25 protein-coding genes are annotated in these 26,051 nt (G+C 67.9%); all 25 read left to right on the top strand.

Features of this window, described 5'->3' with window-relative positions:
- The first annotated feature begins 75 nt into the window (after positions 1-75).
- The 25 genes from flgG (at position 76) to AC1PLR_RS09940 (ending at position 25,909) form a co-directional block, all read left to right on the top strand.
- On the top strand, positions 76-861 hold the full coding sequence (gene flgG, locus AC1PLR_RS10060; protein WP_010341758.1) for a flagellar basal-body rod protein FlgG: 786 nt from the start codon (positions 76-78) through the stop codon (positions 859-861).
- 23 nt (positions 862-884) lie between these two features.
- Complete coding sequence (flgH, locus tag AC1PLR_RS10055) at positions 885-1,586, top strand: flagellar basal body L-ring protein FlgH (RefSeq protein WP_010341760.1); 702 nt, start codon at positions 885-887, stop codon at positions 1,584-1,586.
- An 8-nt stretch (positions 1,587-1,594) separates the two neighbouring features.
- Positions 1,595-2,713: a flagellar basal body P-ring protein FlgI gene (locus tag AC1PLR_RS10050; protein ID WP_481098179.1), complete on the top strand. Its 1,119-nt coding sequence runs from the start codon at positions 1,595-1,597 to the stop codon at positions 2,711-2,713.
- 1 nt (position 2,714) lies between these two features.
- On the top strand, positions 2,715-3,923 hold the full coding sequence (flgJ, locus tag AC1PLR_RS10045; protein WP_209248663.1) for a flagellar assembly peptidoglycan hydrolase FlgJ: 1,209 nt from the start codon (positions 2,715-2,717) through the stop codon (positions 3,921-3,923).
- A gap of 11 nt (positions 3,924-3,934) precedes the next feature.
- Complete coding sequence (gene flgK / locus AC1PLR_RS10040) at positions 3,935-5,809, top strand: flagellar hook-associated protein FlgK (protein ID WP_481103433.1); 1,875 nt, start codon at positions 3,935-3,937, stop codon at positions 5,807-5,809.
- Entirely contained in the window at positions 5,806-7,011 is a 1,206-nt protein-coding gene (gene flgL / locus AC1PLR_RS10035) for a flagellar hook-associated protein FlgL (RefSeq protein WP_481103432.1), read from the top strand. The genes flgK and flgL overlap by 4 nt, the downstream gene beginning before the upstream one ends.
- 334 nt (positions 7,012-7,345) lie before the next feature.
- The gene (locus tag AC1PLR_RS10030; protein WP_209231536.1) at positions 7,346-8,533 is read left to right on the top strand and encodes a flagellin; all 1,188 of its coding nucleotides are present in this window, start codon (positions 7,346-7,348) and stop codon (positions 8,531-8,533) included.
- An 833-nt stretch (positions 8,534-9,366) separates the two neighbouring features.
- Positions 9,367-10,554, top strand: coding sequence for a flagellin (locus AC1PLR_RS10025; RefSeq protein ID WP_420009880.1), 1,188 nt, complete (start codon positions 9,367-9,369; stop codon positions 10,552-10,554).
- Between the two features lie 199 nt (positions 10,555-10,753).
- Positions 10,754-12,076: a flagellar filament capping protein FliD gene (fliD, locus tag AC1PLR_RS10020; protein WP_481103431.1), complete on the top strand. Its 1,323-nt coding sequence runs from the start codon at positions 10,754-10,756 to the stop codon at positions 12,074-12,076.
- A gap of 150 nt (positions 12,077-12,226) precedes the next feature.
- The gene (gene fliS / locus AC1PLR_RS10015) at positions 12,227-12,646 is read left to right on the top strand and encodes a flagellar export chaperone FliS (RefSeq protein WP_010341674.1); all 420 of its coding nucleotides are present in this window, start codon (positions 12,227-12,229) and stop codon (positions 12,644-12,646) included.
- Positions 12,643-12,942, top strand: a complete 300-nt coding sequence (locus tag AC1PLR_RS10010) for a hypothetical protein (RefSeq protein WP_010341673.1) — start codon at positions 12,643-12,645, stop codon at positions 12,940-12,942. The genes fliS and AC1PLR_RS10010 overlap by 4 nt, the downstream gene beginning before the upstream one ends.
- Positions 12,939-13,517 (top strand): PilZ domain-containing protein, encoded by a 579-nt coding sequence (locus AC1PLR_RS10005; protein ID WP_420009882.1) that lies wholly within the window; start codon positions 12,939-12,941, stop codon positions 13,515-13,517. Before AC1PLR_RS10010 ends, AC1PLR_RS10005 begins: the two co-directional genes overlap by 4 nt.
- Positions 13,518-13,606: 89 nt before the next feature.
- Positions 13,607-14,239, top strand: coding sequence for a response regulator (locus AC1PLR_RS10000; protein ID WP_017908534.1), 633 nt, complete (start codon positions 13,607-13,609; stop codon positions 14,237-14,239).
- Between the two features lie 267 nt (positions 14,240-14,506).
- On the top strand, positions 14,507-15,910 hold the full coding sequence (gene rpoN, locus AC1PLR_RS09995; protein WP_420009883.1) for an RNA polymerase factor sigma-54: 1,404 nt from the start codon (positions 14,507-14,509) through the stop codon (positions 15,908-15,910).
- 15 nt (positions 15,911-15,925) lie between these two features.
- A complete protein-coding gene (locus tag AC1PLR_RS09990; protein ID WP_010341669.1) occupies positions 15,926-16,309 on the top strand; it encodes a response regulator in 384 nt (127 codons plus the stop codon).
- Entirely contained in the window at positions 16,306-17,793 is a 1,488-nt protein-coding gene (locus AC1PLR_RS09985; RefSeq protein ID WP_371182210.1) for a sigma-54 dependent transcriptional regulator, read from the top strand. Before AC1PLR_RS09990 ends, AC1PLR_RS09985 begins: the two co-directional genes overlap by 4 nt.
- Before the next feature lie 275 nt (positions 17,794-18,068).
- Entirely contained in the window at positions 18,069-19,247 is a 1,179-nt protein-coding gene (locus tag AC1PLR_RS09980) for a DegT/DnrJ/EryC1/StrS family aminotransferase (RefSeq protein WP_420009884.1), read from the top strand.
- Positions 19,244-19,468: an acyl carrier protein gene (locus AC1PLR_RS09975; RefSeq protein WP_019801391.1), complete on the top strand. Its 225-nt coding sequence runs from the start codon at positions 19,244-19,246 to the stop codon at positions 19,466-19,468. Before AC1PLR_RS09980 ends, AC1PLR_RS09975 begins: the two co-directional genes overlap by 4 nt.
- A 1-nt stretch (position 19,469) precedes the next feature.
- Positions 19,470-20,510 (top strand): ketoacyl-ACP synthase III, encoded by a 1,041-nt coding sequence (locus tag AC1PLR_RS09970; protein WP_481103430.1) that lies wholly within the window; start codon positions 19,470-19,472, stop codon positions 20,508-20,510.
- Positions 20,511-20,512: 2 nt separating this feature from the next.
- Positions 20,513-21,274 (top strand): SDR family NAD(P)-dependent oxidoreductase, encoded by a 762-nt coding sequence (locus AC1PLR_RS09965; protein ID WP_481103429.1) that lies wholly within the window; start codon positions 20,513-20,515, stop codon positions 21,272-21,274.
- Positions 21,275-21,288: 14 nt separating this feature from the next.
- A complete protein-coding gene (locus AC1PLR_RS09960; protein ID WP_420009887.1) occupies positions 21,289-22,050 on the top strand; it encodes an SDR family NAD(P)-dependent oxidoreductase in 762 nt (253 codons plus the stop codon).
- Positions 22,047-22,694: an acetyltransferase gene (locus AC1PLR_RS09955; RefSeq protein WP_481103428.1), complete on the top strand. Its 648-nt coding sequence runs from the start codon at positions 22,047-22,049 to the stop codon at positions 22,692-22,694. Before AC1PLR_RS09960 ends, AC1PLR_RS09955 begins: the two co-directional genes overlap by 4 nt.
- 25 nt (positions 22,695-22,719) lie before the next feature.
- A complete protein-coding gene (locus tag AC1PLR_RS09950) occupies positions 22,720-23,859 on the top strand; it encodes an aromatic ring-hydroxylating oxygenase subunit alpha (protein WP_481103427.1) in 1,140 nt (379 codons plus the stop codon).
- Complete coding sequence (locus AC1PLR_RS09945; protein ID WP_481103426.1) at positions 23,856-24,473, top strand: acetyltransferase; 618 nt, start codon at positions 23,856-23,858, stop codon at positions 24,471-24,473. The genes AC1PLR_RS09950 and AC1PLR_RS09945 overlap by 4 nt, the downstream gene beginning before the upstream one ends.
- Before the next feature lie 302 nt (positions 24,474-24,775).
- A complete protein-coding gene (locus AC1PLR_RS09940; protein ID WP_481103425.1) occupies positions 24,776-25,909 on the top strand; it encodes an FkbM family methyltransferase in 1,134 nt (377 codons plus the stop codon).
- Positions 25,910-26,051 lie beyond the last annotated feature (142 nt).

The raw sequence follows: 26,051 nt of genomic DNA, 5'->3' as shown, positions 1-26,051 counted from the left end.
TTTGGCACGGCACATGCATCACTCCCTGCGCCCCCGGCGCGTCGTGCCGGGGCCACCATCAGAGGAACTCGGGTCATGAATCAGGCTTTGTGGGTCGCCAAGACCGGACTGGATGCGCAGCAGACGCGCATGTCGGTCGTCTCCAACAACCTGGCCAACACCAACACCACCGGTTTCAAGCGCGACCGCGCCAACTTCGAGGACCTGCTGTACCAACAGCTGCGGCAGCCCGGCGGCGCCAGTTCCTCGCAGACGCAGCTGCCCTCGGGCTTGCAGATCGGTACCGGCGTGCGCGTGGTCGCCACCGCCAAGGATTTCGAGCAGGGCAGCCAGCAGCAGACCGACCGCGCCCTGGACGTGATGGTCAACGGCCGCGGCTTTTTCGAAGTGCAGATGCCGGACGGCACCTCGGCCTACACCCGCGACGGCAGCTTCCAGATCGATGCGCAGGGCCAATTGGTCACCAACAGCGGTTACCCGATCCAGCCGGGCATCCAGATCCCGGAAGGCGCGCAGTCGGTGACCATCGGCTCCGACGGCACGGTGAGCGTGCAGGTTGCCGGCACCGCCGCGGCGCTGCAGGTCGGCTCGCTGACCCTGACCGACTTCATCAATCCCTCCGGCCTGCAGGCCCAGGGCCAGAACCTGTATGTGGAAACCGCCGCCTCCGGCCCGGCCACCAACGGCACGCCCGGCCTCAACGGCCTCGGCAAGATCGCGCAGGGCGCGCTGGAAGGCAGCAACGTCAATGTGGTGGAAGAGCTGGTGAGCATGATCGAGACCCAGCGCGCCTACGAGATGAACGCCAAGGCCATCTCCACCACCGACTCGATGCTCGGCTATCTGAACAACAACGTCTGATCCCCTCGCCTCCGGAATCCGCCATGTCGCGCCTGTCCTCTCTCTCCTTCTCCGCCGCGCTGCTGCTGCCGGTCCTGCTCGGCGGTTGCGCCGGCCTGGGCGTGGCCGCCGGCGACGTGCGCCCGTACGCGCCGATGGCGCCGATCACGCCGGTGATGGCGCCGCAGGCCCAGCCCACCGCCGGTGCGATCTACGCCGCCGGCCCCGGCCTGCAGCTGTACTCGGATCGTCGCGCCCGCGACGTCGGCGACCTGCTGACCATCACCCTGGTCGAAAGCACCAACGCCAGCAGCACCGCCAACACCAGCATCAGCAAGAAGGATGCGGTGACCATGGCCACGCCGACCCTGCTCGGCGCGCCGCTGACCGTCAACGGCACCAACATCCTCAACAACGCCACCAGTGGCGACCGCAGCTTCGCCGGCAAGGGCAACACCGCGCAGAGCAACACCATGCAGGGCAGCATCACCGTGACCGTGATGCAGCGCCTGCCCAACGGCAACCTGGTGATCCAGGGCCAGAAGAACCTGCGCCTGAACCAGGGCGACGAACTGGTGCAGGTGCAGGGCGTGGTCCGCGCCGCCGACATCGCCCCGGACAACACCATTCCCTCCAGCAAGGTCGCCGAGGCGCGCATCGCCTACGGCGGCCGCGGCGCGGTCGCGCAGTCCAACGCGATGGGCTGGCTGAGCCGTTTCTTCAACTCGCGCATCTCGCCGTACTGAGGCCCGCCATGAACGTCCTGTCCCTGCCCTGCCGCCTGCTCGCCGCCGTCGCCCTGTGCGCCGGCCTGGCCGCCCCGGCCGCAGCCGAACGCATCAAGGACCTGGCCCAGGTCGGCGGCGTGCGCAACAACGCGCTGGTCGGCTACGGCCTGGTGGTCGGCCTGGACGGCAGCGGCGACCGCACCAGCCAGGCGCCCTTCACCGTGCAGAGCCTGAAGAACATGCTCGGCGAGCTTGGCGTCAACGTGCCGTCCAACGTCAACCCGCAGCTGAAGAACGTGGCCGCGGTGGCGATCAGCGCGCAGTTGCCGGCGTTCGCCAAGCCGGGCCAGACCATCGACATCACCGTCTCCTCGATCGGCAACGCCATCTCGCTGCGCGGTGGCACCCTGCTGATGGCGCCGCTGAAGGGCGCCGACGGCCAGGTCTATGCGGTCGCCCAGGGCAACCTGGTGGTCGGCGGCTTCGGCGCGCAGGGCAAGGACGGTTCGCGGATCTCGGTGAACGTGCCCAGCGTCGGCCTGATTCCCAATGGCGCGACCGTGGAACGCGCGCTGCCGGACGTGTTCGGCAACACCGGCGAGATCACCCTGAACCTGCACCAGCCCGATTTCACCACCGTCTCGCGCATGGTCTCGGCGCTGGAGAACACCTTCGGTCCCGGCAGCGCGCATGCGGTGGACGGCTCCACCGTGGCGGTGCGTTCGCCCACCGACCAGAGCGCACGCATCGGCCTGCTGGCACGCATCGAGAACGTCGAGCTGTCGCCGGGCGCGGCGCCGGCCAAGGTGGTGGTCAACGCCCGCACCGGCACGGTGGTGATCGGTTCGCAGGTGCGGGTCAGCCCGGCCGCGATCTCGCACGGCTCGCTGACGGTGACCATCAGCGAAGGCACCCAGGTCAGCCAGCCCAATGCACTGAGCGGCGGCCAGACCGTGGCCACGCCCAAGTCCACCATCACCGCCACCAACGAAGGCAGCCGCATGTTCAAGTTCGAGGGCGGCACCTCGCTGGATCAGATCGTGCGGGCGGTCAACGAGGTCGGCGCCGCGCCTGGCGACCTGATCGCGATTCTGGAAGCGCTCAAGCAGGCCGGTGCCCTGAGCGCGGAGCTGGAGGTGATCTGACATGCGTATCTCGGCCGCTCCCTTCGACCTGCACGCCTCTACCCAGAACGATCCGGCCAAGATCGACAAGGTCTCGCGCCAGCTCGAAGGGCAGTTCGCCAACATGCTGGTCAAGAGCATGCGCGAGGCCAGCTTCGGCAATTCGCTGTTCCCGAACGAGAACCAGACTTTCCGCGACATGTACGACCAGCAACTGGCCAAGGGCCTGACCGACGGCAAGGGGCTGGGCCTGCGGGCGATGATCGCCAAGCAGCTCGGCGGCGGGCAGACGAGCGAGACCGGCACGCCGAACACCGCGCTGGACGCTGCCAAGGCGGCCAAGGCCTACTCGCTGGTGTCCGGCCAGTCGAGCAATGGCCCGATGCCGCTGCAGGGCGAGGCCGCGCTCGCCAGCGGTGCCGCGGCCGGCGCCGGCGTCGGCCCGTGGAGCGGCACCGACGCGACCGCCTCCCCGCAGCAGCAGGTGCTGGACATGATCGCCGGCCGCGAGAGCAGCGCCATGCACCAGGCCATCGGCAGCAGCCCGGCCGACGGCAGCGCCGGCCTGTCCTGGGCCGGTGCCGACGACCGCTGGTCGAACGTGCAAGCGTCGGCCGACAGCAGCACCGCCATCGATCCCAGCGCCGCCGCGGCCGCCAACGCCGCCGCGGCCAGCCTCGGCGAGCGCACCCCGGAAGGCTTCGTCGCCAAGATCTGGAACCATGCGCAGAAGGCCGCGCAGGAACTGGGCGTGGACGCGCGCGCCCTGGTCGCGCAGGCCGCGCTGGAAACCGGCTGGGGCCGCCGCGGCATCTCCCGCGGCGACGGCGCCAGTTCCAACAATCTGTTCGGGATCAAGGCCACCGGCTGGGACGGCGATCGCGTGACCACCGGCACCCACGAGTACGTGGATGGGGTCAAGCAGTCGCAGACCGCCGATTTCCGCGCTTATTCCTCGCCGGCGGAGAGCTTCGCCGACTACGTGCGCCTGCTGAAGACCAATCCGCGCTACCAGCAGGCGCTGAAGGCCGGCACCGACATCCGCGGCTTCGCCCAGGGCCTGCAGCGCGCCGGCTACGCCACCGACCCGGCCTACGCGGCCAAGATCGCCGCCATCGCCGGTGGCCCGACCATCGGCCGCGCGGTCGCTGCGATCGGCAGCGCCGCCGCTGGCGGCATCGAGCGCGTGCTGGCCAGCACCGTCGATTCGTCCGGCCTCGTGCGCCGTTGAGGTAGCCGCCCATGTCCATCCTCTCCACCGGTACCGGCGCCCTGCTCGCCTTCCAGCGGGCCCTGTCCACGGTCAGCCACAACGTCGCCAACATCAACACCGACGGCTACAGCCGGCAGCGGACGACGTTCGCGACCACGGTTCCCAGCCAGTACGGCAGCGAGTTCATCGGCAACGGCACCCAGATCACCGACGTCTCCCGCGTGGCGGACCAGTTGGCGATCTCGCGCCTGTTCGACAGCACCGGCGAAGTCGCGCGGCTGAAGCAGCTCTCCAGCATGTCCAGCCGGGTCGATGGCCTGTTCTCGGACAAGGCCACCAGCATCGCCGGGCAGTGGTCGAACTTCTTCGACGCCACCAGCGGCCTGTCCTCCGACGCCTCGGCCAGCGCCAACCGGCAGAACCTGCTGGACGCCGGCGGCTCGCTGGTGACCCGCTTCAAGCAGCTCAACGGCCAGCTCGACTCGCTCGGCAGCGAGGTCAACAACGGCCTGCTGGCCGGCACTGCCGAAGCCAACCGCCTGGCCACCGAGATCGCCAAGCTCAACGGCCAGATCGGCTCGAATGCGAACGCCGCCGCACCGGACCTGCTCGACCGCCGCGACCAGATGATCAGCCAGTTGATCGGCTACACCGGCGGCAGCGTCATCCAGCAGGACGGCGGGATGATGAACGTCTACACCTCCGGCGGCCAGGCGATGGTGGTCGGCACCAACGCCTCGACCCTGGTCACCAGCCCCGATCCGTACCAGCCGGAAAAACTGCAGATCGCGCTGAAGACGCCAGGCGGCTCGACGCCGCTCGACAGCAAGGCGCTGGGCGGGCAGATCGGCGGCTTCCTGGAGTTCCGCAGCACCGTCCTGGATCCGACCAAGGCCGAACTCGGCCGCATCGCCACCGGCCTGGCCAGCAGCTACAACGCGCAGCACCACGCCGGCATGGACCTGTACGGGCAAATGGGCGGCGACTTCTTCAACCTGCCGCCGCCGACCGTGGACGGCAACAGCGCCAACACCGGCACGGCCGCCTTCACCGCCAGCGTCAGCGACCTGAGCAAGCTCGACGGGCAGAACCTGCTGCTGACCTACAACGGCACCAGCTGGAACGCCAGCCGCGCCGACACCGGCGCCAGCGTCGCCATGACCGGTTCCGGCACCAGCGCCGACCCGTTCGTGGTCAACGGCGTGACCCTGCAGGTGTCCGGTACCGCCGCCAGCGGCGACAAGTTCCTGCTGCAGCCCACCGCCAATGCCATCAACAAGCTGTCCGTGGCCATCACCGACCCCTCGCGCATCGCCGCGGCCACGCCGATCCAGGCCAGCGCCACGCTGAGCAACCTGGGCACCGGCAAGGTCAGCAACGTCGCCGCGACCGACGCCAGCAACGCCAACCTGCTGACGCCGGCGAACATCGCCTTCATCGATTCCACCCACTACTCGATCAACGGCGGCGCGCCGCAGACCTACACCGCCGGGCAGACCATCAGCGCCAACGGCTGGAGCCTGACCATGGACGGCGTCCCGTCCGCCGGCGACAGTTTCGCGGTGGGCCCGACCGGGGTCGGCTCGAGCAACAACGGCAACGCCCTGCTGATGTCCAACCTGGACGATGCCAAGGCGTTCAACGGCGGCACGATCACACTCAACGGCGCGGTGGCCGGCCTGACCACCACGGTCGGCTCGGCGGCGCGCCAGGCCAAGTACGCGGCCGACGCGCAGGACGTGATCCAGAGCAGCGCCCAGGACGCGCGCGACTCGCTGTCCGGTGTCAACCTCGATGAGGAAGCGGCGGACATGCTGCGGCTGCAGCAGGCCTACCAGGCGGCCTCGCGCCTGATCTCCACCGCCGACACCCTGTTCCAGTCCATCCTGAGCGCGGTCCGATGAGCAATCGCATCTCCAGCGGCATGATCTTCAATCAGTCGCTCAACACCATGCTCGGCAAGCAGGCGACGATCTCGCACCTGCAGCAGCAGCTGTCCACCGGCCAGCGCATCGTCAGCGCGGCCGACGACCCGGTCGCCGCGGGCACCGCGGTCAGCCTGGATCGCACGGTGGCGGCGCTGGCGCGCTTCGGCGACAACGCCACCAACGTGCAGAACCGGCTCAACCTGCAGGAGAACTCGCTGTCGCAGGCCGGCGACCTGATGGCCCGGGTCAAGGATCTGACGGTGGAAGCCAATAGTTCGGCGCTGACCACCCCCGACCGCAAGGCCATCGCCGCGGAACTGAAGACTCTGCACGACAGCCTGCTGAGCCTGTCCAACAGCACCGACGGCTCCGGCCGCTACCTGTTCGGCGGTACCGCCGACGACTCCGCGCCGTTCGCCGTGGTCTCCGGCAACGTGGTCTACAGTGGCAACCAGACCCAGCGCAGCGTGGAGATCGCACCGGATACCAAGGTCTCCGACACCCTGCCCGGCAGCGAGATCTTCATGCGCGTGCCCACCGGCGACGGCACCGTCGACGCGCACGCGGCCGCCGGCAACACCGGCACCGGCCTGCTGCTGGACTTCAGCCGCGACAGCTCCGGCAGCGCCTGGAACGGCGGCAGCTACAGTGTGGTGTTCACTGCCGCCACCACCTACGAGGTGCGCGACAGCAGCGGCACGGTGGTCAACACCGGTACCTATGCCGCTGGCGAGAGCATCGGCCTGCCCGGCCTGAAGATGCGCGTGGACGGCGCTCCCGCGGCCGGCGACAGCTTCCAGATCGGTCCATCGACCACCAAGGACGTGTTCTCCACCATCAGCAACCTGGTCAACCTGCTCAATACCGATCCGATCACTCCGACGGCCAAGGCGGCGCTGCAGAACGGCCTGCAATCGTCGATGCGCGACATCACCCAGGCCTCGTCGAAGCTGATCGACGCGCGCGCCGCCGGCGGTGCCCAGCTCGCGGCGATCGACAACGCCACCGACCTGCGCGAAGCCAACGACGTGACCCTGAAGACCACTCTGTCCTCGTTGCGCGACCTCGACTACGCCCAGGCGATTTCCCAGTACCAGTTGGAACAGTCGGCGCTGAAAGCGGCACAGACCATCTTCACCCAGATGCAGAAGATGTCGCTGTTCGACCGGCTCGGCTAAACAGCCGATATACCGGATATACCAAAAGGCCCGGAGCGCGGCGACGCCTCCGGGCCTTTTCCTTTATACAAAAGACCGCCATCGCCGCTGGCTAAGTAGACAACGCGCAGGCAGCCCTAAAGTTTGCCGAAGTGCGGCCGAGAAAGGCTCTCCGCGGTGTTCCAGGTGTTTTGCGCATCGCCGGAACGGCAAATTTTCTGCAGTAAATCGCTAAAGGTTGCGCGCCTGTCGCCGTTACTTATATCACCAGCCGCACTGGCCAAATTGATGGCCCCCTGCGGAGACTCCAGGCACCAACCGGTTGCCGGACAAATCGCTTAGAGGAGATATCAAAATGGCACAGGTCATCAATACCAACGTAATGTCGCTGAACGCTCAGCGCAACCTCAACACCACCAGCACCAGCCTGGCGACGACGATCCAGCGCCTGTCCTCGGGCCTGCGCATCAACAGCGCCAAGGACGACGCCGCCGGTCTGGCGATCTCCGAGCGCTTCACCACCCAGATCCGTGGTTTGGACGTGGCCTCGCGCAACGCCAACGACGGCATCTCGCTGGCGCAGACCGCCGAAGGCGCGATGGTCGAAATCGGCAACAACCTGCAGCGTATCCGCGAACTGGCGGTGCAGTCGGCCAACGCCACCAACTCCAGCACCGACCGCGGCGCGCTGAACTCGGAAGTCAAGCAGCTGGCCTCGGAAATCGACCGCGTCTCCAGCCAGACCAACTTCAACGGCACCAAGCTGCTGGACGGCTCCTTCTCCGGCGCCCTGTTCCAGGTCGGCGCCGATGCCGGCCAGACCATCGGCATCAACACCATCGTCAACGCCAGCGCCGCCTCGCTGGGCAAGGCCGGCTTCGCCGCCACCCAGACCGGCTCGGCCGCCCTGGCCTCCGGTACCGCCACCGCCAGCGGCAGCTTCTCCGGCATGGTCGTCAACGGCGTCACCATCGCCTCGGTCTCGGTGGCCGTCGGCGACGTCGGCAGCGACATCTCCAAGAAGATCGCCTCGGCGATCAACGACAAGCTGGCCCAGACCGGCGTGTACGCCTCGGTCGACAGCACCAGCGGCGCGCTGAAGCTGGAATCGGTCAAGGGCGGTCAGGACTTCTCGTTCACCGCGGGCAGCGCCACCGGCGCCACCGGCGTCACCTTCAGCAACGCCGGCATCGCCGCCAGCGCCGCTGCCACCGCCGGCACCACCAACTACCTGGCCGACGTGGACATCTCCACCTTCCAGGGCGCGCAGAAGGCGCTGAGCATCATCGACAACGCGCTGACCTCGGTGAACTCCTCGCGCGCCGACATGGGTGCGATCCAGAACCGCTTCACCTCCACCATCGCCAACCTGAGCTCCACCTCGGAGAACCTGTCGGCCTCGCGCAGCCGCATCCGCGATACCGACTACGCCAAGGAAACCGCCGAGCTGACCCGTACGCAGATCCTGCAGCAGGCCGGCACCGCCATGCTCGCCCAGGCCAAGCAGGCCCCGCAGAGCGTGCTGAGCCTGCTCCAGGGCTAAGCGCCAACGCAACGCAAGCACCACCGAGGCCCCTCCGCAAGGAGGGGCCTTTTTTGTTCTCTTTTCCCGCCACGGGCCGTCGCATCTTGGAGGAAGCGCCATCTCCGCGCGTCGCCGGTCCTCGACGCCGAAGGCCAGAGCTGCGCCGCCTTGTAGAGCGGCGGCCAGCAGAAGGCGTGGTCATGCTACCCGCGATGATCCCTGTGCATGCGACCCGTTGTGCGGGATCGACGGGAAACGGCCACGGCCACCGACCGCTGGGGCTGTCGCGCGCCCCTTGAGCAATGGATTGGATGGCGGTCAGCGTCGGCGATGACCGTGGCGGCGCTCCAAGACCGCCTGTCATGTGTCGTCAGCGCAGCACACGACCTGACAGCGAGCCGACATTGCCCACATCGCCGGACGACCGACACTCCTTCTACTTCATCGCCAAGGAAAGGCGATCAGACAGAGAGGGAGAGATGAGATGGCCAAGCCGTTGCGTCGCGATGCGCTGCGTACCGGCAGGTCAAGCGTTCGCGTCGTCGACGCGACACACGATCGAGAGCATCGCGCACATCGCGCACATCGCGCTCGGCACGATGCGGGCCGCTGTTCCCCGACTTGGGCAAGAAGCCTAAAGTTTGACAGAGCGCGGCCGAAACAAGCCTTTCGCCGCGTTTTTGGTGTCACGCAAATCGCCGAAACGCCAAATTTTCGGCAGCAAATCCCTAAAGGTTGCGCACCGACTGCCGTTACTTATACCAGCAGCGGCAATGGCCAATTGATGGCCCCCTGCGGAGGCTCCAGGCACCAACGGGTTGCCGGACAAATCGCTTAGAGGAGATATCAAAATGGCACAGGTCATCAATACCAACGTAATGTCGCTGAACGCTCAGCGCAACCTCAACACCACCAGCGCCAGCCTGGCGACGACGATCCAGCGTCTGTCCTCGGGCCTGCGCATCAACAGCGCCAAGGACGACGCCGCCGGTCTGGCGATCTCCGAGCGCTTCACCACCCAGATCCGTGGTCTGGACGTGGCTTCGCGCAACGCCAACGACGGCATCTCGCTGGCGCAGACCGCCGAAGGCGCGATGGTCGAAATCGGCAACAACCTGCAGCGTATCCGCGAACTGGCGGTGCAGTCGGCCAATGCCACCAACTCCACCACCGATCGCGGCGCGCTGAACTCGGAAGTCAAGCAGTTGGCCTCGGAAATCGACCGCGTCTCCAGCCAGACCAACTTCAACGGCACCAAGCTGCTGGACGGCTCGTTCTCCGGCGCCTTGTTCCAGGTCGGCGCCGACGCTGGCCAGACCATCGGCATCAACAGCATCGTCAACGCCAGCGCCGCCTCGCTGGGCAAGGCCGGCTTCGCCGCCACCCAGACCGGCTCGGCCGCCCTGGCCTCCGGTACCGCCACCGCCAGCGGCAGCTTCTCCGGCATGGTCGTCAACGGCGTCACCATCGCCTCGGTCTCGGTGGCCGTCGGCGACGCCGGCAGCGACATCTCCAAGAAGATCGCCTCGGCGATCAACGACAAGCTGGCCCAGACCGGCGTGTACGCCTCGGTCGACAGCACCAGCGGCGCGCTGAAGCTGGAATCGGTCAAGGGCGGCCAGGACTTCTCGTTCACCGCGGGCTCGGCCACCGGCGCCACCGGCGTCACCTTCAGCAACGCCGGCATCGCCGCCAGCGCCGCTGCCACCGCCGGCACCACCAACTACCTGGCCGACGTGGACATCTCCACCTTCCAGGGCGCACAGAAGGCGCTGAGCATCATCGACAACGCGCTGACCTCGGTGAACTCCTCGCGCGCCGACATGGGTGCGATCCAGAACCGCTTCACCTCCACCATCGCCAACCTGAGCTCGACCTCGGAGAACCTGTCGGCCTCGCGCAGCCGCATCCGCGATACCGACTACGCCAAGGAAACCGCCGAGCTGACCCGCACGCAGATCCTGCAGCAGGCCGGCACCGCCATGCTCGCCCAGGCCAAGCAGGCCCCGCAGAGCGTGCTGAGCCTGCTCCAGGGCTAAGCGCCAACGCAACGCAAGCGCCACCAGACCCCTCCGCAAGGAGGGGTCTTTTTTTTGACGCGGGCGGAAGCGGCACAGGATTTGCATCGCATTGCGGGCCGCAGCGACGCGCGGGCGGCGCTCAAGAAGCGCCCCCGCGCGCCGATACTCCCCTCAGCCGCTGGCGCGTCGCGCGCCCGCCACCTCAAGGAACGCGATCATGTCCACCACGTCGATCGGCTCAGGCCTGGACATCCCCACCTTCGTCGCCAAGCTGGTGGCGAAGGAACGCCAGCCGCAGGAAGACCGGATCAACCGCGACGGCACCGCGTCCAGCGCGCAGTTGTCGGCCCTGAGCACGATCAAGAGCGCGTTGTCCAACCTGCAGACTGCCATGAGCACGGTCTCCGACAGCGCCGACAGCGGTGCCTACAAGTCGAGCGTGGACGATGGCGCCGGCTACACCGCCACCGTGACCTCCAGCGCCAGCGCCGGCAAGTACGGGATCGAGGTGGTGAAGCTGGCGCAGTCGCAGAAGCTGACCTCGTCGGGCTACGCCAGCGGGGCCGTGGTCGGCAGCGGCACCCTGACCATCGCCTACGGCAGCACCACGCTCAACGTCAACATCGATACGGGCAGCAAGCTCAGCGACGTGGCCGCCCTCATCAACAAGGCCGCCAACGGCGCCGGCGTCACCGCCAGCGTGGTCAGCGCCGACGATGGCGACCATCTGGTGCTCAACGCGGTGGACTCGGGCACCAAGGGCGCCCTGACCATCACCGCCTCCGGCGGCGACGGCGGCCTGGCCAACCTCACCTACCCTGCCGGCAGCAGCGGCGGCCTGACCCAGACCATCGCCGCCGACGACGCGGTGGTGAAGGTGGACGGCTTCACGCGCACCTCCAGCAGCAACACCATCGCCGACCTGGTGCCCGGCGTGGCGCTGAACCTGACCAAGGCCATCCCCGGCAGCACCTTCAACCTGAACATCACCAACGACAACACCCCGCTGAAGGCCAATCTGACCGCCCTGGTCAGTGCCTACAACTCCGCCAACAGCGTGCTCAAGTCCTCCAGCGCCTACGACGCCACCAACAAGAAGGCGTCGGCGATGACCGGCGATGCGATGGTGCGCGGCCTGCAGCAGTCGCTGCGCCGCCTGGTCAGCGACAACGTCAGCGGGCTGATGGCGCTGGGCGTGACCATCGACAAGGACGGAGTGATGAGCTTCGACAGCGCCAAGTTCGATACCGCCGCGGCCAGCGATCCGTCCGCGGCCAAGACCCTGCTGGGCAACAACGGCAGTTTCGGCACCGGCATGAGCACGTTGTTGAAGAGCAACCTGGACAGCACCGACGGCACCCTGACCCAGCGCACCAACTCGCTCAACAAGCACATCTCCGACCTGACCGACCAGCTCAGCGATCTGGACGCGCGCATGCAGACGCTGAGCGACCAGTACACCGCCCGCTTCACCGCGATGGAAACGCTGGTGACGCAGATGCAGACCGTCAGCGATGGCCTGACCAAGCAGTTCAGCTGACGCGCGCGCGGCCGCGGCTCAAGTCGAAGCGCGTCGCGGCCGATATGAAGAGTATCGACAGTCATTACGGATTGGCCGCAGCAACCGCCCACAGCGTCGCCGCTCACCGGCACGGCGCGGAGGCCAGCCGATCCACCCGAGGAGTTTTCCATGTACGGTTCCAGCCGCCAGTACGCTGAGCAATATCGCAAGATGGGCATTTCCACCAGCGTCACCGATGCCGATCCGCACAAGCTGGTCGCCATGCTGTTCGCCGGTGCCTGCCAGCGCATTCGCCAGGCCCAGGCCTGCCTCGCGCAGGGCGACCAGGCGCGCAAGGGCAAGGCGATCGGCGAGGCCTGCGCGATCGTCGGCCATCTCAACGGCTCGCTCGACCACGAGGCCGGCGGCGAGATCGCCGGCAACCTGTCGGCGCTGTACGACTACGTGATGCACCGGCTGACCGAAGCCAACCTGCACAACGACGACGCGGCGCTGACCGAAGCGCTGGAACTGCTCAGCGAGATCGACGCGGCCTGGGCCGCCATCCCCGCGCAGCAGCGCGAACTGGCCACGGCGAACGCATCGTGAGCATCGCGCTCGCCGACCTGCACAACGACCTGCACGAACTGCGCGAGATCCTGCGCGGCGAGGATTACGCGCTGGCCCAGGCCATGGTCACCGACCACGCACGGCGCCTGCAGGCGTATCTGCAGCAGGACGGCGCCGACCGCTCGCGCGAGGCGCTGAAGCCACTGCTCGCCTTGCAGCAGGCGGTGACCGCGCAGATGCGCATGGAGCGCGACCACGCCGCGGCCTGGCTGCGCGCCAGCCGCCAGTCCAGCCATGCCGCGCGGAGCTATTCGCAGGCCGGACTGCTGGGATGAACGCCGGCCCGGACGGCGCGGCGCAGCATCCGGCCGACGCCGAACTGTTCCACGACACCCTCAGTTGCGCGTTGGCGCTGCCGGCGGATTTCCGCCTGGGCAACGGTGCCGGCCGGCTGGCCGCGGGCGAGGCGCTGTTGCGCAGCCTGGCGCAGATCGAGGATCTGCGCGGCGAGGACGGCGGCGACGACCGCAGCGACGCCACCGCGCAGACGCAGCGGATGGAGGCCAAGCTCGACCTGATGCTGGTGCTGCTGGGCCGGTTGGCCCGCCAGCACGAGGATGCCCTGCCGTTGCGGCCGCTGTGCTGGTCGCGCCGGGGCGTGCGGCTGGACCTGGGCGCGCGCTCGGGCGCCGCGCCCGGCGCCGCCGGCCTGCTGCGCCTGCAGCCCTCGGACTGGCTGCCGGACCACCTGGAACTGCCGGTGCGGGTGCTGGCCGAGGCCACCACGGCCGGGGTCGTGCAACTTTGGCTACGGTTCGAGACACAGCCGCCGGGCCTGGAAGAGGCCCTGGAACGCCACCTGTTCCGGCTGCACCGCCGGCAGATCGCCGACAGCCGGCGGGCGCGCTGAGCCCGCCCCGGGCCACCCGCGGCCGCGGTGAGGTTGGCGGCGGCGAGCGGCTCGGCTAAGGTGCGGATCTGAATAGAAGGACCTGCACCGTGCGAGTCATCATCGTCGACGATCACACCCTGGTACGCGCCGGCCTGAGCCGGCTGCTGCAGACGTTTGCGGACGTCGACGTGGTCGCCGAGGCCAGCAACGCCCAGCAGGCGGTGGATCTGGCCACCCTCCACCGCCCCGACCTGGTGCTGATGGACCTGTCCCTGCCGGGGCGCAGCGGCCTGGACGCGCTCACCGACGTGCTGCACAGCTCGCCCAAGACCCGGGTGGTGATGATGTCGATGCACGACGACCCGGTACACGTGCGCGATGCCCTGGACCGCGGCGCCACCGGCTTCGTGGTCAAGGACGCCGCCCCGCTGGAGCTGGAACTTGCGCTGCGCGCGGCCAGCGCCAACCAGGTGTTCCTGAGTCCGCAGATTTCTTCCAAGATGATCGCGCCGATGCTCGGCCGCGAGCGCCCGGTGGGCATCGCCGCCCTGTCGCCGCGCCAGCGCGAGATCCTGCGCCAGATCGGCCGGGGCCAGAGCAACAAGGAAATCGCCTCGGACCTGGGCATCAGCGTCAAGACCGTCGAGACCCACCGCGCGCGGATGATGGAATCGCTGGGCTGCCGCCGCGCCAACGATCTGGTCCTGCTGGCCGCACGCCACCAGGGCGAGCTGAGCTGAACTGGGGACGGCATCCCGACACGGAAGATTGGCATAGCGCTTGCCTTAACCGGTCAGCAGGCGTGACGATCCCGCCGAACCCCGCCGCATCAGGCATTGCGCCGTCGACTGTCCGGCGCCCACGACGCCGATGTCAGGAAATTCCCGACACCCTGTCGGGAATTTGACTACTCTACTCAGGAACCCCCCGATTCTGTTACCGTCGGGCGACAAGCACTATGCGTTCCACGGGCGCCAGAGGGTTGGCGCCGAACCGAGGAAGTCCGCATGAAGCCGACCGTTTCCGCCCAACTGGGCCAGCAACTGCATCTGACGCCGCAACTGCTGCAGTCGATCCGACTGCTGCAGCTCGACGGCATGCAACTGGAACTGGAAATCCGCCGCGCACTGGAGACCAATCCATTGCTCGAGCTGGAAGAGGCCGAGGGCGTGATCGAGCCGGTGGTGAAGCACGAGGATGCGGCGCTGGAAACCGCGGCATTCGACGAACTTCCCGAATCCTCGATGTGGGACATTCCGGCCGCCGGCTGGAACGACGGCGAAGACGACCGCATGCAGCGCATCGCCGCCGGCGAGTCCACCGATCCGCATCTGCGCGTGCTGCAGCGGCTGGCCCTGGAACTGCCGGCAGCAGAATTGGAAGCGGCCGCGTTCTGGCTGGAGCACTGCGACGATGCCGGCTACCTGGACGGCGCGCTCGACACCCTGCAGCAGTTGGCCAGCGCCCGCCTGGGCCTGTCGGTAGCGCAGGCCGAAGCGGTCCGCCAGCGCCTGCTGCATGGCGACCCGGGCGGCCTGGGCGCCTGCGACCTGCGCGAGTGCCTGCAGGCGCAGCTGAGCGACCTGCCCGGCCGCGTGCCCGGCCGCCACCTGGCCGCGCGCATCCTCGCCGGCGACCTCGACCTGCTCGCCAGCCACGACTACGCCCTGCTCGGGCGCCAGCTCGATGCCGAGACCGACGATGTGCGCGAGGCGGTGCGGCTGATCCTGTCGCTGCAGCCGCGCCCCGGCGACAGCCTGCAGCCGCAGGACCTGGGTCACGTGCTGCCGGACGTGGTGGCTTGGCATGCCGACGGCACCTGGCGGGTGGCGCTGAACCCCGCCACCACCCACCGCGTCACCGTCAACCCGATGCACGAGCGCGCCCTGGCCGAGGCCGGCGATGCCGCGCAGCCGCTGCGCGAGCTGCTGCAGGAAGCGCGTTGGCTGACCCGTGGCCTGTCGATGCGCTACGAGACCCTGCTGCGCACCACCCGCGCCATCGTCGAGCGCCAGGCCGCGTTCCTGGTCAAGGGCGAGGAAGCGATGGCGCCGCTGACCCTGAAGGAAGTGGCCGATGCGATCGGCATGCACGAGTCGACCATTTCCCGCATCACCACCGGCAAGTACCTGCAGACCCCGCGCGGTACTTTCGAGCTCAAGCACTTCTTCGCCGTGCGCCTGGAAGGTGCGGCGGTATCCGGCCAGGCGGTGCGCGCGATGGTGCGGCGCTTGATCGAATCCGAGCCGGCCGGGCGGCCGCTGGCCGACGAGGCCATCGCCGGGCTGCTGTCGCGACAGGGCGTAAACGTGGCAAGGCGCACAGTTGCCAAGTATCGTGAACAATTGGACATCGCTCCCGCACGCGAACGCCGCCGCGGCAGCAAAACGCTGCTGGCCCGTGCGGGCTAAGGAAAAACGACGCATATGAACAAACTGTCCGTGCTTCTGGTCGACGACCACGAAGGTTTCATCAACGCCGCCATGCGCCACTTCCGCAAGCTGGACTGGATGGAAGTGATCGGCAGCGCCGCCAATGGCCTGGAAGCCATCGAGCGCTCCGAGTCGCTGCGGCCGCAGGTGGTACTGATGGACCTGGCCATGCCCGAGATGGGCGGCCTGCAGGCCACCCGCCTGATCAAGACCCAGGACCAGGCGCCCTACATCGTGATCGCCAGCCATTTCGACGACGCCGAGCATCGCGAGCATGCCATGCGCGCCGGTGCCGACAACTTCGTCAGCAAGCTGTCCTACATCCAGGAAGTGATGCCGATCCTGGAGGGACTTCGCACGGAAGGAGTGCCGGCATGAGCGAATCGCGGATCCTGGTGATCGACGACGACGCGGTGCGCGCCGAGCGGACGGTGAGCCTGCTCGAATTCATGGACCTCAACCCGCGTTGGGTGACCGACGTGGCCGACGTCCAGCCCGGCCGGCATCGGCAAACCGAATGGATGGCGATCCTGGTCGGCGGGCTCGACGACCAGGACCAGGCCGACGCCTTCTTCGGCTGGGTGGCGCGCAGTTCGCTGCCGCCGCCGGTGCTGTTGCTCAACGGCGACGCGCAGGCCTTCGCGCAGCGCCATGGCCTGCACGAAGCCAACGTGTGGCAGCTGGAAGCGCCGCTGCGCCACGCGCAACTGGAGACCCTGCTGCGCCGCGCCAGCCTCAAGCGGCTGGACGCCGAGCACCAGGCCGGCGCCGCGCAGGACAACGGCCCGACCGGCACCAGCGCGGCGGTGACCCGCCTGCGCCGGCTGATCGACCAGGTTGCGGCCTTCGACACCACCGTGCTGGTGCTGGGCGAGTCCGGCACCGGCAAGGAAGTGGTGGCGCGCGCGATCCATCAGCAGTCGCCGCGCCGCGATGGCCCGTTCGTGGCGATCAACTGCGGCGCGATCCCGCCGGATCTGCTGGAAAGCGAACTGTTCGGCCACGAGAAGGGCTCGTTCACCGGTGCGCTGAGCGCGCGCAAGGGCCGTTTCGAGATGGCCGAGGGCGGCACCCTGCTGCTCGACGAGATCGGCGACATGAGCCTGCCGATGCAGGTCAAGCTGTTGCGGGTGCTGCAGGAGCGCAGCTTCGAGCGGGTCGGCGGCAATGTCACCATCCGCTGCAACGTGCGGGTGATCGCCGCCACGCACCGCAACCTGGAAGAGCGCATCGCCGGCAACCAGTTCCGCGAGGACCTGTTCTACCGGCTCAACGTGTTCCCGATCGAGATGCCGGCGCTGCGCGAACGCAGCGACGACCTGCCGGCGCTGGTCCACACCATCGCCGCGCAGCTGGCGCGGACCGGGCGCGGCGAAGTGCGCTTCTCCGAAGAGGCCCTGCAGGCGCTGCGCAGCTACGAGTGGCCGGGCAACGTGCGCGAACTGACCAACCTGGTCGAACGCCTGGCGGTGCTGCATCCGGGCGGCCTGGTGCGGGTGCAGGACCTGCCGGCACGCTATCGTGGCGACTTCGCCTCGTCCATCGACGTGTCGGCGCCGCCGGCGCCGATCGCGGCCGATCCGCGGCGGGTGCCCAACGTGGTGGACCTGCACGCCGGCGGCAAGCCCGGCGGCGCGGACGCCGACGCGGCGGCCCCGGCGGCGGCGACGCTGCCGGAAAGCGGCCTGGACCTGCGCGGGCACATGGCCAACATCGAGCTGGCGCTGATCAACGAGGCGCTGGAGCGCACCCAGGGCGTGGTCGCGCATGCGGCACAGTTGCTGGGCCTGCGGCGTACCACCCTGGTCGAGAAGCTGCGCAAGTACGGCATCGACCGCGACCAGACCGAACTGGCGAGCTGAGCCGGCGCACGGCGCCGGGTGCGACGGCACCCGGCGCGCCCGTGGTGCCGCCGGATACCGTCTCCATCCCCCTGCCCACCCTTGAGACCGGACTCGCGCTGGGGCTGCTGTGCTGCGCGCCCGCGGCGATCACGCCACCCTTCGCCTGCATTGCATCCCGGTCGAACGCGCCGACAGTGGACAGGCACCTTTGGCATGTGGCTTGCTTCACGTTTCAACAGCACCGGGCGGGGCGTTCCGCACCGGGGACTTCCACCCGTCGCCAGGCAGGTCCCATGTCCATCCCCGTCACCAGTCCGCTGCTGCCGCCCCTGGAGGCGTTCGTCCCTTACCTGGAGCAGATCTGGCGCAGCCGCATCCTGACCAACGGCGGCGACATGCACCGCGCGCTGGAGAAGGCGCTGGCCGAGTACCTGGGCGTGAACCACCTGGCGCTGCTGACCAACGGCACCCTGGCGCTGCTGACCGCGCTGCAGGCGCTGCGCATCACCGGCGAGGTGATCACCACCCCGTACTCGTTCGTGGCCACCGCGCATTCGCTGCTGTGGCGTGGCATCAAGCCGGTGTTCGTGGATATCGATCCGCAGACCCTGAACCTGGATCCGCTGAAGATCGAGGCGGCGATCACCCCGCACACCACCGCGATCATGCCGGTGCACTGCTACGGCACGCCCTGCGACACCGCCGCGATCGAGCGCATTGCCGATACCTACAACCTCAAGGTCATCTACGACGCCGCGCATGCGTTCGGCGTCAAGGACGAAGGCGGCTCGATCCTGCGCCATGGCGACCTCAGCGTGCTCAGCTTCCACGCCACCAAGGTGTTCAACACCTTCGAGGGCGGCGCCATCGTCTGCCCCGACGCCAAGACCTACCAGCGCATCAGCCGGCTGAAGAACTTCGGCTTCGTCGACGAGACCACCGTGGTGGCGACCGGCATCAACGGCAAGATGAGCGAGATCAACGCCGCCTTCGGGCTGCTGCAACTGCAGCACATCGATGCCGCGCTGGCGCAGCGCGGGGCGATCGACGCGCAATACCGGCAGCGTCTGGCGCAGGTGCCGGGGATCCGCTGCCTGGCGCCGCGGGAACCGGCTTTGTCCAACTACGCCTCGTTCCCGATCCTGGTCGAGGACGCCTTCCCGCTGGCGCGCGACGAGCTGCACCGGCTGCTGCGCAGCCACGACATCCTCGTGCGCCGCTATTTCTACCCGCTGATCAGCGATTTCCCGATGTACCGCGGCCTGCCCTCCTCCGCCCCGGCCGGCCTGCCGGTGGCGCGGCAGATGGCCGACCGCGTGCTGTGCCTGCCGATCTTTCCCGGACTGGGGGCCGAGCAGGTGGACGCCATCGTCGACCTGATCGCCGCGGCGGGCGGCGTCATGCCCGCGTCCGATTCCCGTCGCACCCTCGCCTCTCCCTCCTTCGCCCAACCCGTGGAACCCGCAGCATGAGCCAAGAGACGTTTATCGAGAATTTCCTGTCGGCCACGGATTTCCAGAATCCGGTCGAAGTCACCATGGACACGGTGTTGCGCGAGTTGCCCGAGTGGGATTCGCTGGCCGCGCTGGGCGTGATCGTGATGTTCGATATGGAGTACGGCAAGACCATCACCGGCGAGCACCTGGCCGCGGTGGTGACCCTCGGCGATCTGTACAAACTGACCGGGGCGTAACATGCCGACCTCCACGCTGCGCAACGTGCGCTTCGCCGGCATGGCGACCTGCGTGCCCAAGCGCGTCGTCTCCAATCTCACCGATTGCCGGCCGCAGATCCGCTCCGAGCGCGAGCGGCTGGTGCGCAACATCGGTATCCATACCCGGCGCATGGCTGCGGACTGGCAGTGCTTTTCCGACCTGGCCTTCGACGCGGCGCAGGTGCTGCTGGAGCGCTTGCAATGGCAGCGCGAGGAGGTCGATGCGCTGATCGTGGTCACGCAGTCGCCGGACTACCCGATCCCGGCCACGGCGATCATCCTGCAGGACCGCCTGGGCTTGTCGCACGCCACGGTGGCCTTCGACGTCAACCTGGGCTGCTCGGCCTACCCGTTCGGCATCAACCTGCTCGGTTCGATGATCGCCGCCGGCGGGGTCAAGAAGGGCTTGCTGCTGGTCGGCGACCGCAGCGCCACCTTCGACGATCCGATCTTCTCCGACTCCGGCACCGCCACCGCACTGGAGTTCAGCGCCGACGCGGCGCCGATGCATTTCGACCTCAACAGCGACGGCAGCGGCTACCGCGCGATCATCCTGCCGGTCGGCGGCCATCGCGAGCCGGTCGGGGTGCAGCACCTGATCCCGTACCGCGCCGACGAGAACGACCACTGGCACCGCGGCGTGGACCTGCAACTGGACGGCGTGGCGGTGCTGAGCTTCTCCACCCAGCGGGTGCCGCCGGCAGTGCAGAAGCTGCTCGACTACAGCGGCATGTCCAAGGACGAGGTCGATTACTTCGTGTTCCACCAGGCCAACCGGATGATCAACGAGACCATCCGCAAGAAGCTCGGCCTGCCGCCGGAAAAGGTGCCCTCCACCCTGCACGATTTCGGCAACACCAGCGGCGCCTCGCTGCCGGTCACCATGACCGCGTGCATCAACAAGGAGCTGGAAGCCGGCCGCAAGCGCGTGCTGCTGTGCGGCTTCGGCATCGGCCTGTCCTGGGGCACCTGCCTGGTCGATATCGACGGCGCGGTGTTCCCCGACCTGATCGAGTCCTGACGATGGCGCCTGCCGCAACGACCGATGCCTTCGGGCTGCAGGGCAAGACCATCCTGGTGACCGGGGCCTCCTCTGGCATCGGCGCCGCCGTGGCCGCGCTGTGCGCGCGCCTGGGCGCGACGCTGGTCCTCAACGGGCGCGATGCGGAACGTCTGCAGGCGGTCGCCGCGGCGCTGCCTGGCGAGGGCCACCGCAGCGTCGTCGGCGACCTCACCGAGGACGCGACCCGCACGCAGCTGTTGGAGGCGGCCGAGCGCTACCACGGCCTGGCCTCGTGCGCCGGCATCGCCGCGCTGGTGCCGTTCCGGATGGCCGCCGAGAAGCACCTGCAGCAGATGCTGTCGGTGAACTACCTGGCGCCGGTCATCCTGACCCAGCAGTTGCTGGCCAAGCGCAGGCTGCAAGAAGGCGCCTCGCTGGTCTACGTCTCGGCGCTGACCGCGCGCGCCGCGCCGCAGGCCAGCGCCGGCTACGCCGGCTCCAAGGCGGCGCTGGAGGCCGCGGTGCGGTCCTTCGCCCTGGAACAGGCCCGGCACCGCATCCGCGCCAACTGCATCGCCCCGGGCTATGTCGACACGCCGATGTTGAGCAGGTTGGGCAGTACCGCGGACATGGGCGACAAGATCGCGCTGACCCCGCTCGGCCGCATCGACCCGGCCGATGTCGCCAACGGCGCCGTCTACCTGCTGTCCGACGCCAGCCGCTGGATCACCCGCAGCACCCTGACCATCGACGGCGGGCTGTCCCTGCCGATCCGCCTATGAGCCCGGAGACCTCCATGTCCGTTGCGGAAACGCCCGCCGCCCTGCTGCAGACGCTGTACGGCGTGCACGGCAAACGCATCCTGGTGACCGGCGCCTCCAAGGGCATCGGCGAGGCGGTGGCCAAGGCCTGCGCCGGCGCCGGTGCGCAGTTGCTCGTGGCCGGTCGCGATCTGGCGCGGCTGCAGGCGCTGCTGGACGTGTTGCCGGGCGACGGCCACCGCCTGTTCGCCGGCGACCTCTGCGACGCCGCCACCGTGCAACGCCTGGCCGCCGAGAGCGGGCCGCTGGACGGCGTGGTGCACAGCGCCGGCATCCGCGGCCTGTCGCCGATGAAGCTGGTCAGCGAGCGCTTCCTCACCGAGGTGACGACGATCAACTACGTGGCGCCGACGATGCTGACCCGCCACCTGCTCGCGCGGCAGGCGCTGCGCCCCGGCGGCTCCATCGTCTTCCTCGCCTCGATCGCCGCGCTGACCGGCACCGTCGGCGTCGGCCCCTACGCCGGCTCCAAGGCGGCGCTGATCGGCATGCTGCGGCCGTTGGCGCTGGAACTGGCGCGGCGCCAGATCCGCGCCAACGCACTGTGCCCGGGCCTGGTCGAGACCACGCTGATCAACGAGGACAAGGCCTGGTTCGAGGAGAGCCGCAAGCGCTATCCGCTCGGCATCGGCGACCCCGAGGACGTGGCCCTGGCCTGCCTGTATTTCCTCTCCGACGCCAGCAGCAAGGTCACCGGCCAGGCCTTCAGCATGGACGGCGGCGTGGAGTTCGCATGAGCGCTGCGCCACCGAAGCACGTGCTGATCGTCGGCGCCGGCGGCTTCGGCCGCGGCATCGCGGCGATGGCGTACAACGACGATCCGGGCCATGGCCAGGCCTGGGATATCAAGGGGTTCCTCGACAGCCGCAGCGAACTGGCCCCCGGTCTGCGCTGGCCGCTGCTGGGCGACCCGGACACCTACCAGCCCGTGCCCGGCGACCTGTTCGTCTGCGCGCTCGGCGATCCGGCCGCGCGCCGCCGCTACAGCCAGCCGCTGCTGGCGCGCGGCGCCGACTTCATGGTGCTGCGCCCGCGCCTGCGCGAGGCCTCGGACACGCCGATCGGGCGCGGCAGCCTGTTCGAAGTCGGCGTGTCGATCGGCGCCGACAGCCGCATCGGCGAGTTCGTCACCATCCTCGCCACCACCATCGTCGGCCACGACGTGGTGATCGGCGACTACGTGCAGATCGGCAACTTCGTGTTCGTCGGCGGCGGCGCACGCATCGGCGACGACGTGGTCATCCACCCGCATGCCACCGTGCTGCCCGGCATCGCGATCGGCGACGGCGCGGTGATCGGCGCCGGCAGCGTGGTGGTCAAGGACGTGCCGCCGCATGTCACCGTCGCCGGGAATCCGGCGCGTACCATCTTCAGCCGTTGACCCTACGCGCAGGACGCCTTTCCGCATGACCCGCCACGCCCTCGACGCCGAACACTACATCAGCCCGCACAGCCTGCGCCTGGAACAGCAACGGCTGTTCGGGAAGCTGTGGATCTTCGTCGGCTTCGCCTCCATGGTGCGCGAGCGCAACCAGTTCTTCGCGCGCCAGGTGGCCGGGGTGCCGGTGCTGGTGCAGCGCACCGAGGCCGGCATCCGCGCCTTCCTCAACCAGTGTCCGCACCGGCAGTCGGCGATCCAGATCGAGTCGCACGGCAAGCGCCCGTTGGTGTGTCCGTACCACGCCTGGTCGTTCGGCGCCGAGGGCGAGTTGCGCGGCTTGCCCAACTCGGGCTTGTATCAGTTCACCGCCGAAGAAAAGGCCGGCATCTGTTTGACCAAGCTGCATCTGCAGCAGGTCGGCGAGTTGTTGTTCGTGAACATGGCCGAGCAGCCGTTGCCGCTCGAAGAGCAGTTCGCGCCGGCGTTCCTGGAGAATATAGCGACCGCATCATCGCACCTGGATTCGCAGATCGCCTACAGCTGCCACCGCGTGCGCTACAACTGGAAGCTCAACATGGAGAACGTGAAGGACTACAACCATGTCCCTTTCGTCCATCCAAAGACCTTCGGACCGCTGATGACGGAGGCGGACAGGACTCCCGCAAACATCGAGCGCGCCGCCGATGTTGCTTCCAAAGTCGAGCAACTCCTGAGTACGCACGCGCCTCCGCACTTGCATTGCTTGAGCTTTCCGGCCAAGGGGGCGATCGTGCAGCAGGACAACTGGTTCCGCAGCCATTGCGAGCGTTACGGCGAGGACTCGGCCTACTACAACTGGTTCCTCTATCCGAACGTGAATTTTTGCTGCGTCCGCGGCGACCACTTCCTGCTTCAGCAGTACGATCCTGTGGCTCCAGGTGAAACCGACTATCACCTGTGGGTCATGACCGCACGCCGTAAAGACGCGCGTACCGACTTCACCGCATTGTTGAGCAGTTTGATCAGGGCCGAGCGGTTGGTAATCGCGGAAGACACGGCCCTACTGGAACGCATGCAGGCCGGTATCGGCCCACATTCGTTGCCCTTCACGCACGGCGACTACGAGACCGAACTGGTCCGCCAGCACCTGTGGTATCGCGCCAACGTGTTGGAGCAATCCGCATGAAGACACTGGCATTGATCGGCGAGGGCCAGGCGCTTGAGCAGGCACACCGTACCGCGCAGGCGTGCGGCCTGGACCACCTCGTCATCGAGCTGGAATCACCGGACCGCTACAACTTCGACCTTGGCGCCTTGCACGCCAGCCATCCAGCCGCCACGACCAACATGTTCGTGGCGTTGGACGAACGCGCGGTCAACCAGTCGCGTCACAAGCTCCTGGCCGATGTGCGCCTGGCCGGCTACGGCAGCATCGACCTGGTCTGGCCACAGGCCCACGTCGATACCGGGGTACGCCTGCTCGGCAATGTGCACATCGGCCCAGGCTGCAACATCGCTGCCGGCAGCAGCATCGGCCCTGGCGCCTGGCTGGAGCGGCAGGTAATCGTCGAACAGGACGCGCGCATTGGCGCCTGCGTCACCCTGCATGCCGGCGTACACCTCGGCCGCGGCACCCAAATCGGCCAGGGCAGCACCCTGGGCGGCGGCAGCATGACCCGCAGTGGCGCCAGTATTGGCCGGCACTGCGAGTGGCTGCTGCCCGGCACCGTGCCGGATGTGCTGCCCGACCGCTGCTTCTACGACGCTCTGATGCCTGGCGGCGCCCGCATCCTGCGTTGACGCCAGCGGGCGTGGCCTGCGCTTACGTGAGGCCGCGCGGCACATTCACAGACATTTTCCGCGTGCGACGCGCATGACATCGCGCGGTACTGACCTGTCCGATTCACGTTATGGACAATTGCGCGACGTGCGACAGCACGTCGGGCTGGGATGGATGCACGGTGCAAACGTAGCGAGTTTCGCTAGGATCAATCGTGGGCATTGATCGCTGCGCGGCCTGACCGCGCTAAGACGCGACGCGTTGCCCGCCTCTGGTTTCCCAACGCCCGCGCGCCTGTGCTGCGCACCCCTCGAGTAAAACCATGACCGACACTCTGGCCGCGCTTCAGCGCGAAGCGGACCTGATCGATGCTTGCAAGCGCGCCGGTGGCGCACTGTTCCTGGCGCCTAGCGCTTTTACTGGAACGCTCTTTGCGGCCGCTGCGGCCGCAGCGCTGGTCGCGAAAGCACCAGGCATCAGAATTCTTGCCTTAGACGACGTCCTGCATGCGCGAGCCACGCCCGTCGACGGCTTCGACGCGGTACTGCCGACCGCGGCGCTTCGTCAAGATCCGGCATTGGCAGATTTGCCGGCGATCAACTGCGCATATTCGATCCCGACGTGGCTGCACTTTGCGAAGTTGGTGCAACAGGTCGGCGGCCGTCACGTCGACCTACCAGAACTCATGTATGCACTTGACATGACGCTGATCTACGAGACCGGACCCAAGACGCGTACGCAAACACTGACGCACACTGAGCGTTTCGACGCGGTGCGCGCCCGTCTCGCCGATGCCTTGAGCGTTCAGACACTCGATGCTGTATTGCAATTGCGTATGAGCGGCGATCGTCGCTCGCTGCTAGATGTGCTGTGCCCTGGAGAACAGGAGTACTTCTCCATGTTTGCAAGCACCCTGCATCCGATTCGAATTGGTGCGGATGAACACTATGTGGACATCGGCGCCTATGACGGCGACACCGTACGCAAGTTCCGCGTCGCTGCCCGCGATCAGTACGCCGCCATCCATGCATTCGAGCCAGACCCCGTTAACTTCGCTGCCCTGCAGCAGGGGCTGGCGGAAGACGGAGGTCGCACCCGCCTGTACAACGCCGCAGTCGCTGATACTACCGGTACCTTGGCATTCGACGCGCAGGGCACCATGGGGAGCAGACTCGATGGCGGCGGCGCCGCACGTGTGGATTGCGTGCGCCTGGACGACGCTGTCGAACGCGCCACGTTGCTGAAGATGGATGTAGAGGGATCAGAGCCCAAGGTGCTGCGCGGCGCCACCGAGTTGATCCGGCGCTGCCGCCCGCGCATGGCCATCACTTGCTACCACCATGCGCTCGACCTACTGGACATCGTCGCCGAACTGGACCGGATCCTGCCGGACGCCAAGCTGCGCCTGCGCCAGTACTCTTTCTACTTCTACGACACCGTGCTCTACGTAGAATGACACAAGGTTACGCACAGGCGCGACGCATTCGCTTCGCGAGGTCGCGGTGGCACCCCCTTCCAGAGCGCCACCGCGCGGTTACCGCATAGTTATTGGCTAATTGGCATCGCCCGGTGATTCAATCCAAAAAGGATTGAATAAA

The organism is Xanthomonas sp. NCPPB 3570, assembly GCF_056725115.1.
The sequence above is the reverse complement of the archived record's forward strand: the minus strand, read 5'-3'. Positions and strand labels throughout refer to the sequence as shown.

Bases quoted from the DNA above. Each gene is read 5' to 3' on its own strand.
- flgG (WP_010341758.1), top strand. From the start codon at position 76: ATGAATCAGGCTTTGTGGGTCGCCAAGACCGGACTGGATGCGCAGCAG.
- flgH (WP_010341760.1), top strand. From the start codon at position 885: ATGTCGCGCCTGTCCTCTCTCTCCTTCTCCGCCGCGCTGCTGCTGCCG.
- AC1PLR_RS10050 (WP_481098179.1), top strand. From the start codon at position 1,595: ATGAACGTCCTGTCCCTGCCCTGCCGCCTGCTCGCCGCCGTCGCCCTG.
- flgJ (WP_209248663.1), top strand. From the start codon at position 2,715: ATGCGTATCTCGGCCGCTCCCTTCGACCTGCACGCCTCTACCCAGAAC.
- flgK (WP_481103433.1), top strand. From the start codon at position 3,935: ATGTCCATCCTCTCCACCGGTACCGGCGCCCTGCTCGCCTTCCAGCGG.
- flgL (WP_481103432.1), top strand. From the start codon at position 5,806: ATGAGCAATCGCATCTCCAGCGGCATGATCTTCAATCAGTCGCTCAAC.
- AC1PLR_RS10030 (WP_209231536.1), top strand. From the start codon at position 7,346: ATGGCACAGGTCATCAATACCAACGTAATGTCGCTGAACGCTCAGCGC.
- AC1PLR_RS10025 (WP_420009880.1), top strand. From the start codon at position 9,367: ATGGCACAGGTCATCAATACCAACGTAATGTCGCTGAACGCTCAGCGC.
- fliD (WP_481103431.1), top strand. From the start codon at position 10,754: ATGTCCACCACGTCGATCGGCTCAGGCCTGGACATCCCCACCTTCGTC.
- fliS (WP_010341674.1), top strand. From the start codon at position 12,227: ATGTACGGTTCCAGCCGCCAGTACGCTGAGCAATATCGCAAGATGGGC.
- AC1PLR_RS10005 (WP_420009882.1), top strand. From the start codon at position 12,939: ATGAACGCCGGCCCGGACGGCGCGGCGCAGCATCCGGCCGACGCCGAA.
- rpoN (WP_420009883.1), top strand. From the start codon at position 14,507: ATGAAGCCGACCGTTTCCGCCCAACTGGGCCAGCAACTGCATCTGACG.
- AC1PLR_RS09990 (WP_010341669.1), top strand. From the start codon at position 15,926: ATGAACAAACTGTCCGTGCTTCTGGTCGACGACCACGAAGGTTTCATC.
- AC1PLR_RS09985 (WP_371182210.1), top strand. From the start codon at position 16,306: ATGAGCGAATCGCGGATCCTGGTGATCGACGACGACGCGGTGCGCGCC.
- AC1PLR_RS09980 (WP_420009884.1), top strand. From the start codon at position 18,069: ATGTCCATCCCCGTCACCAGTCCGCTGCTGCCGCCCCTGGAGGCGTTC.
- AC1PLR_RS09975 (WP_019801391.1), top strand. From the start codon at position 19,244: ATGAGCCAAGAGACGTTTATCGAGAATTTCCTGTCGGCCACGGATTTC.
- AC1PLR_RS09970 (WP_481103430.1), top strand. From the start codon at position 19,470: ATGCCGACCTCCACGCTGCGCAACGTGCGCTTCGCCGGCATGGCGACC.
- AC1PLR_RS09965 (WP_481103429.1), top strand. From the start codon at position 20,513: ATGGCGCCTGCCGCAACGACCGATGCCTTCGGGCTGCAGGGCAAGACC.
- AC1PLR_RS09960 (WP_420009887.1), top strand. From the start codon at position 21,289: ATGTCCGTTGCGGAAACGCCCGCCGCCCTGCTGCAGACGCTGTACGGC.
- AC1PLR_RS09955 (WP_481103428.1), top strand. From the start codon at position 22,047: ATGAGCGCTGCGCCACCGAAGCACGTGCTGATCGTCGGCGCCGGCGGC.
- AC1PLR_RS09950 (WP_481103427.1), top strand. From the start codon at position 22,720: ATGACCCGCCACGCCCTCGACGCCGAACACTACATCAGCCCGCACAGC.
- AC1PLR_RS09945 (WP_481103426.1), top strand. From the start codon at position 23,856: ATGAAGACACTGGCATTGATCGGCGAGGGCCAGGCGCTTGAGCAGGCA.
- AC1PLR_RS09940 (WP_481103425.1), top strand. From the start codon at position 24,776: ATGACCGACACTCTGGCCGCGCTTCAGCGCGAAGCGGACCTGATCGAT.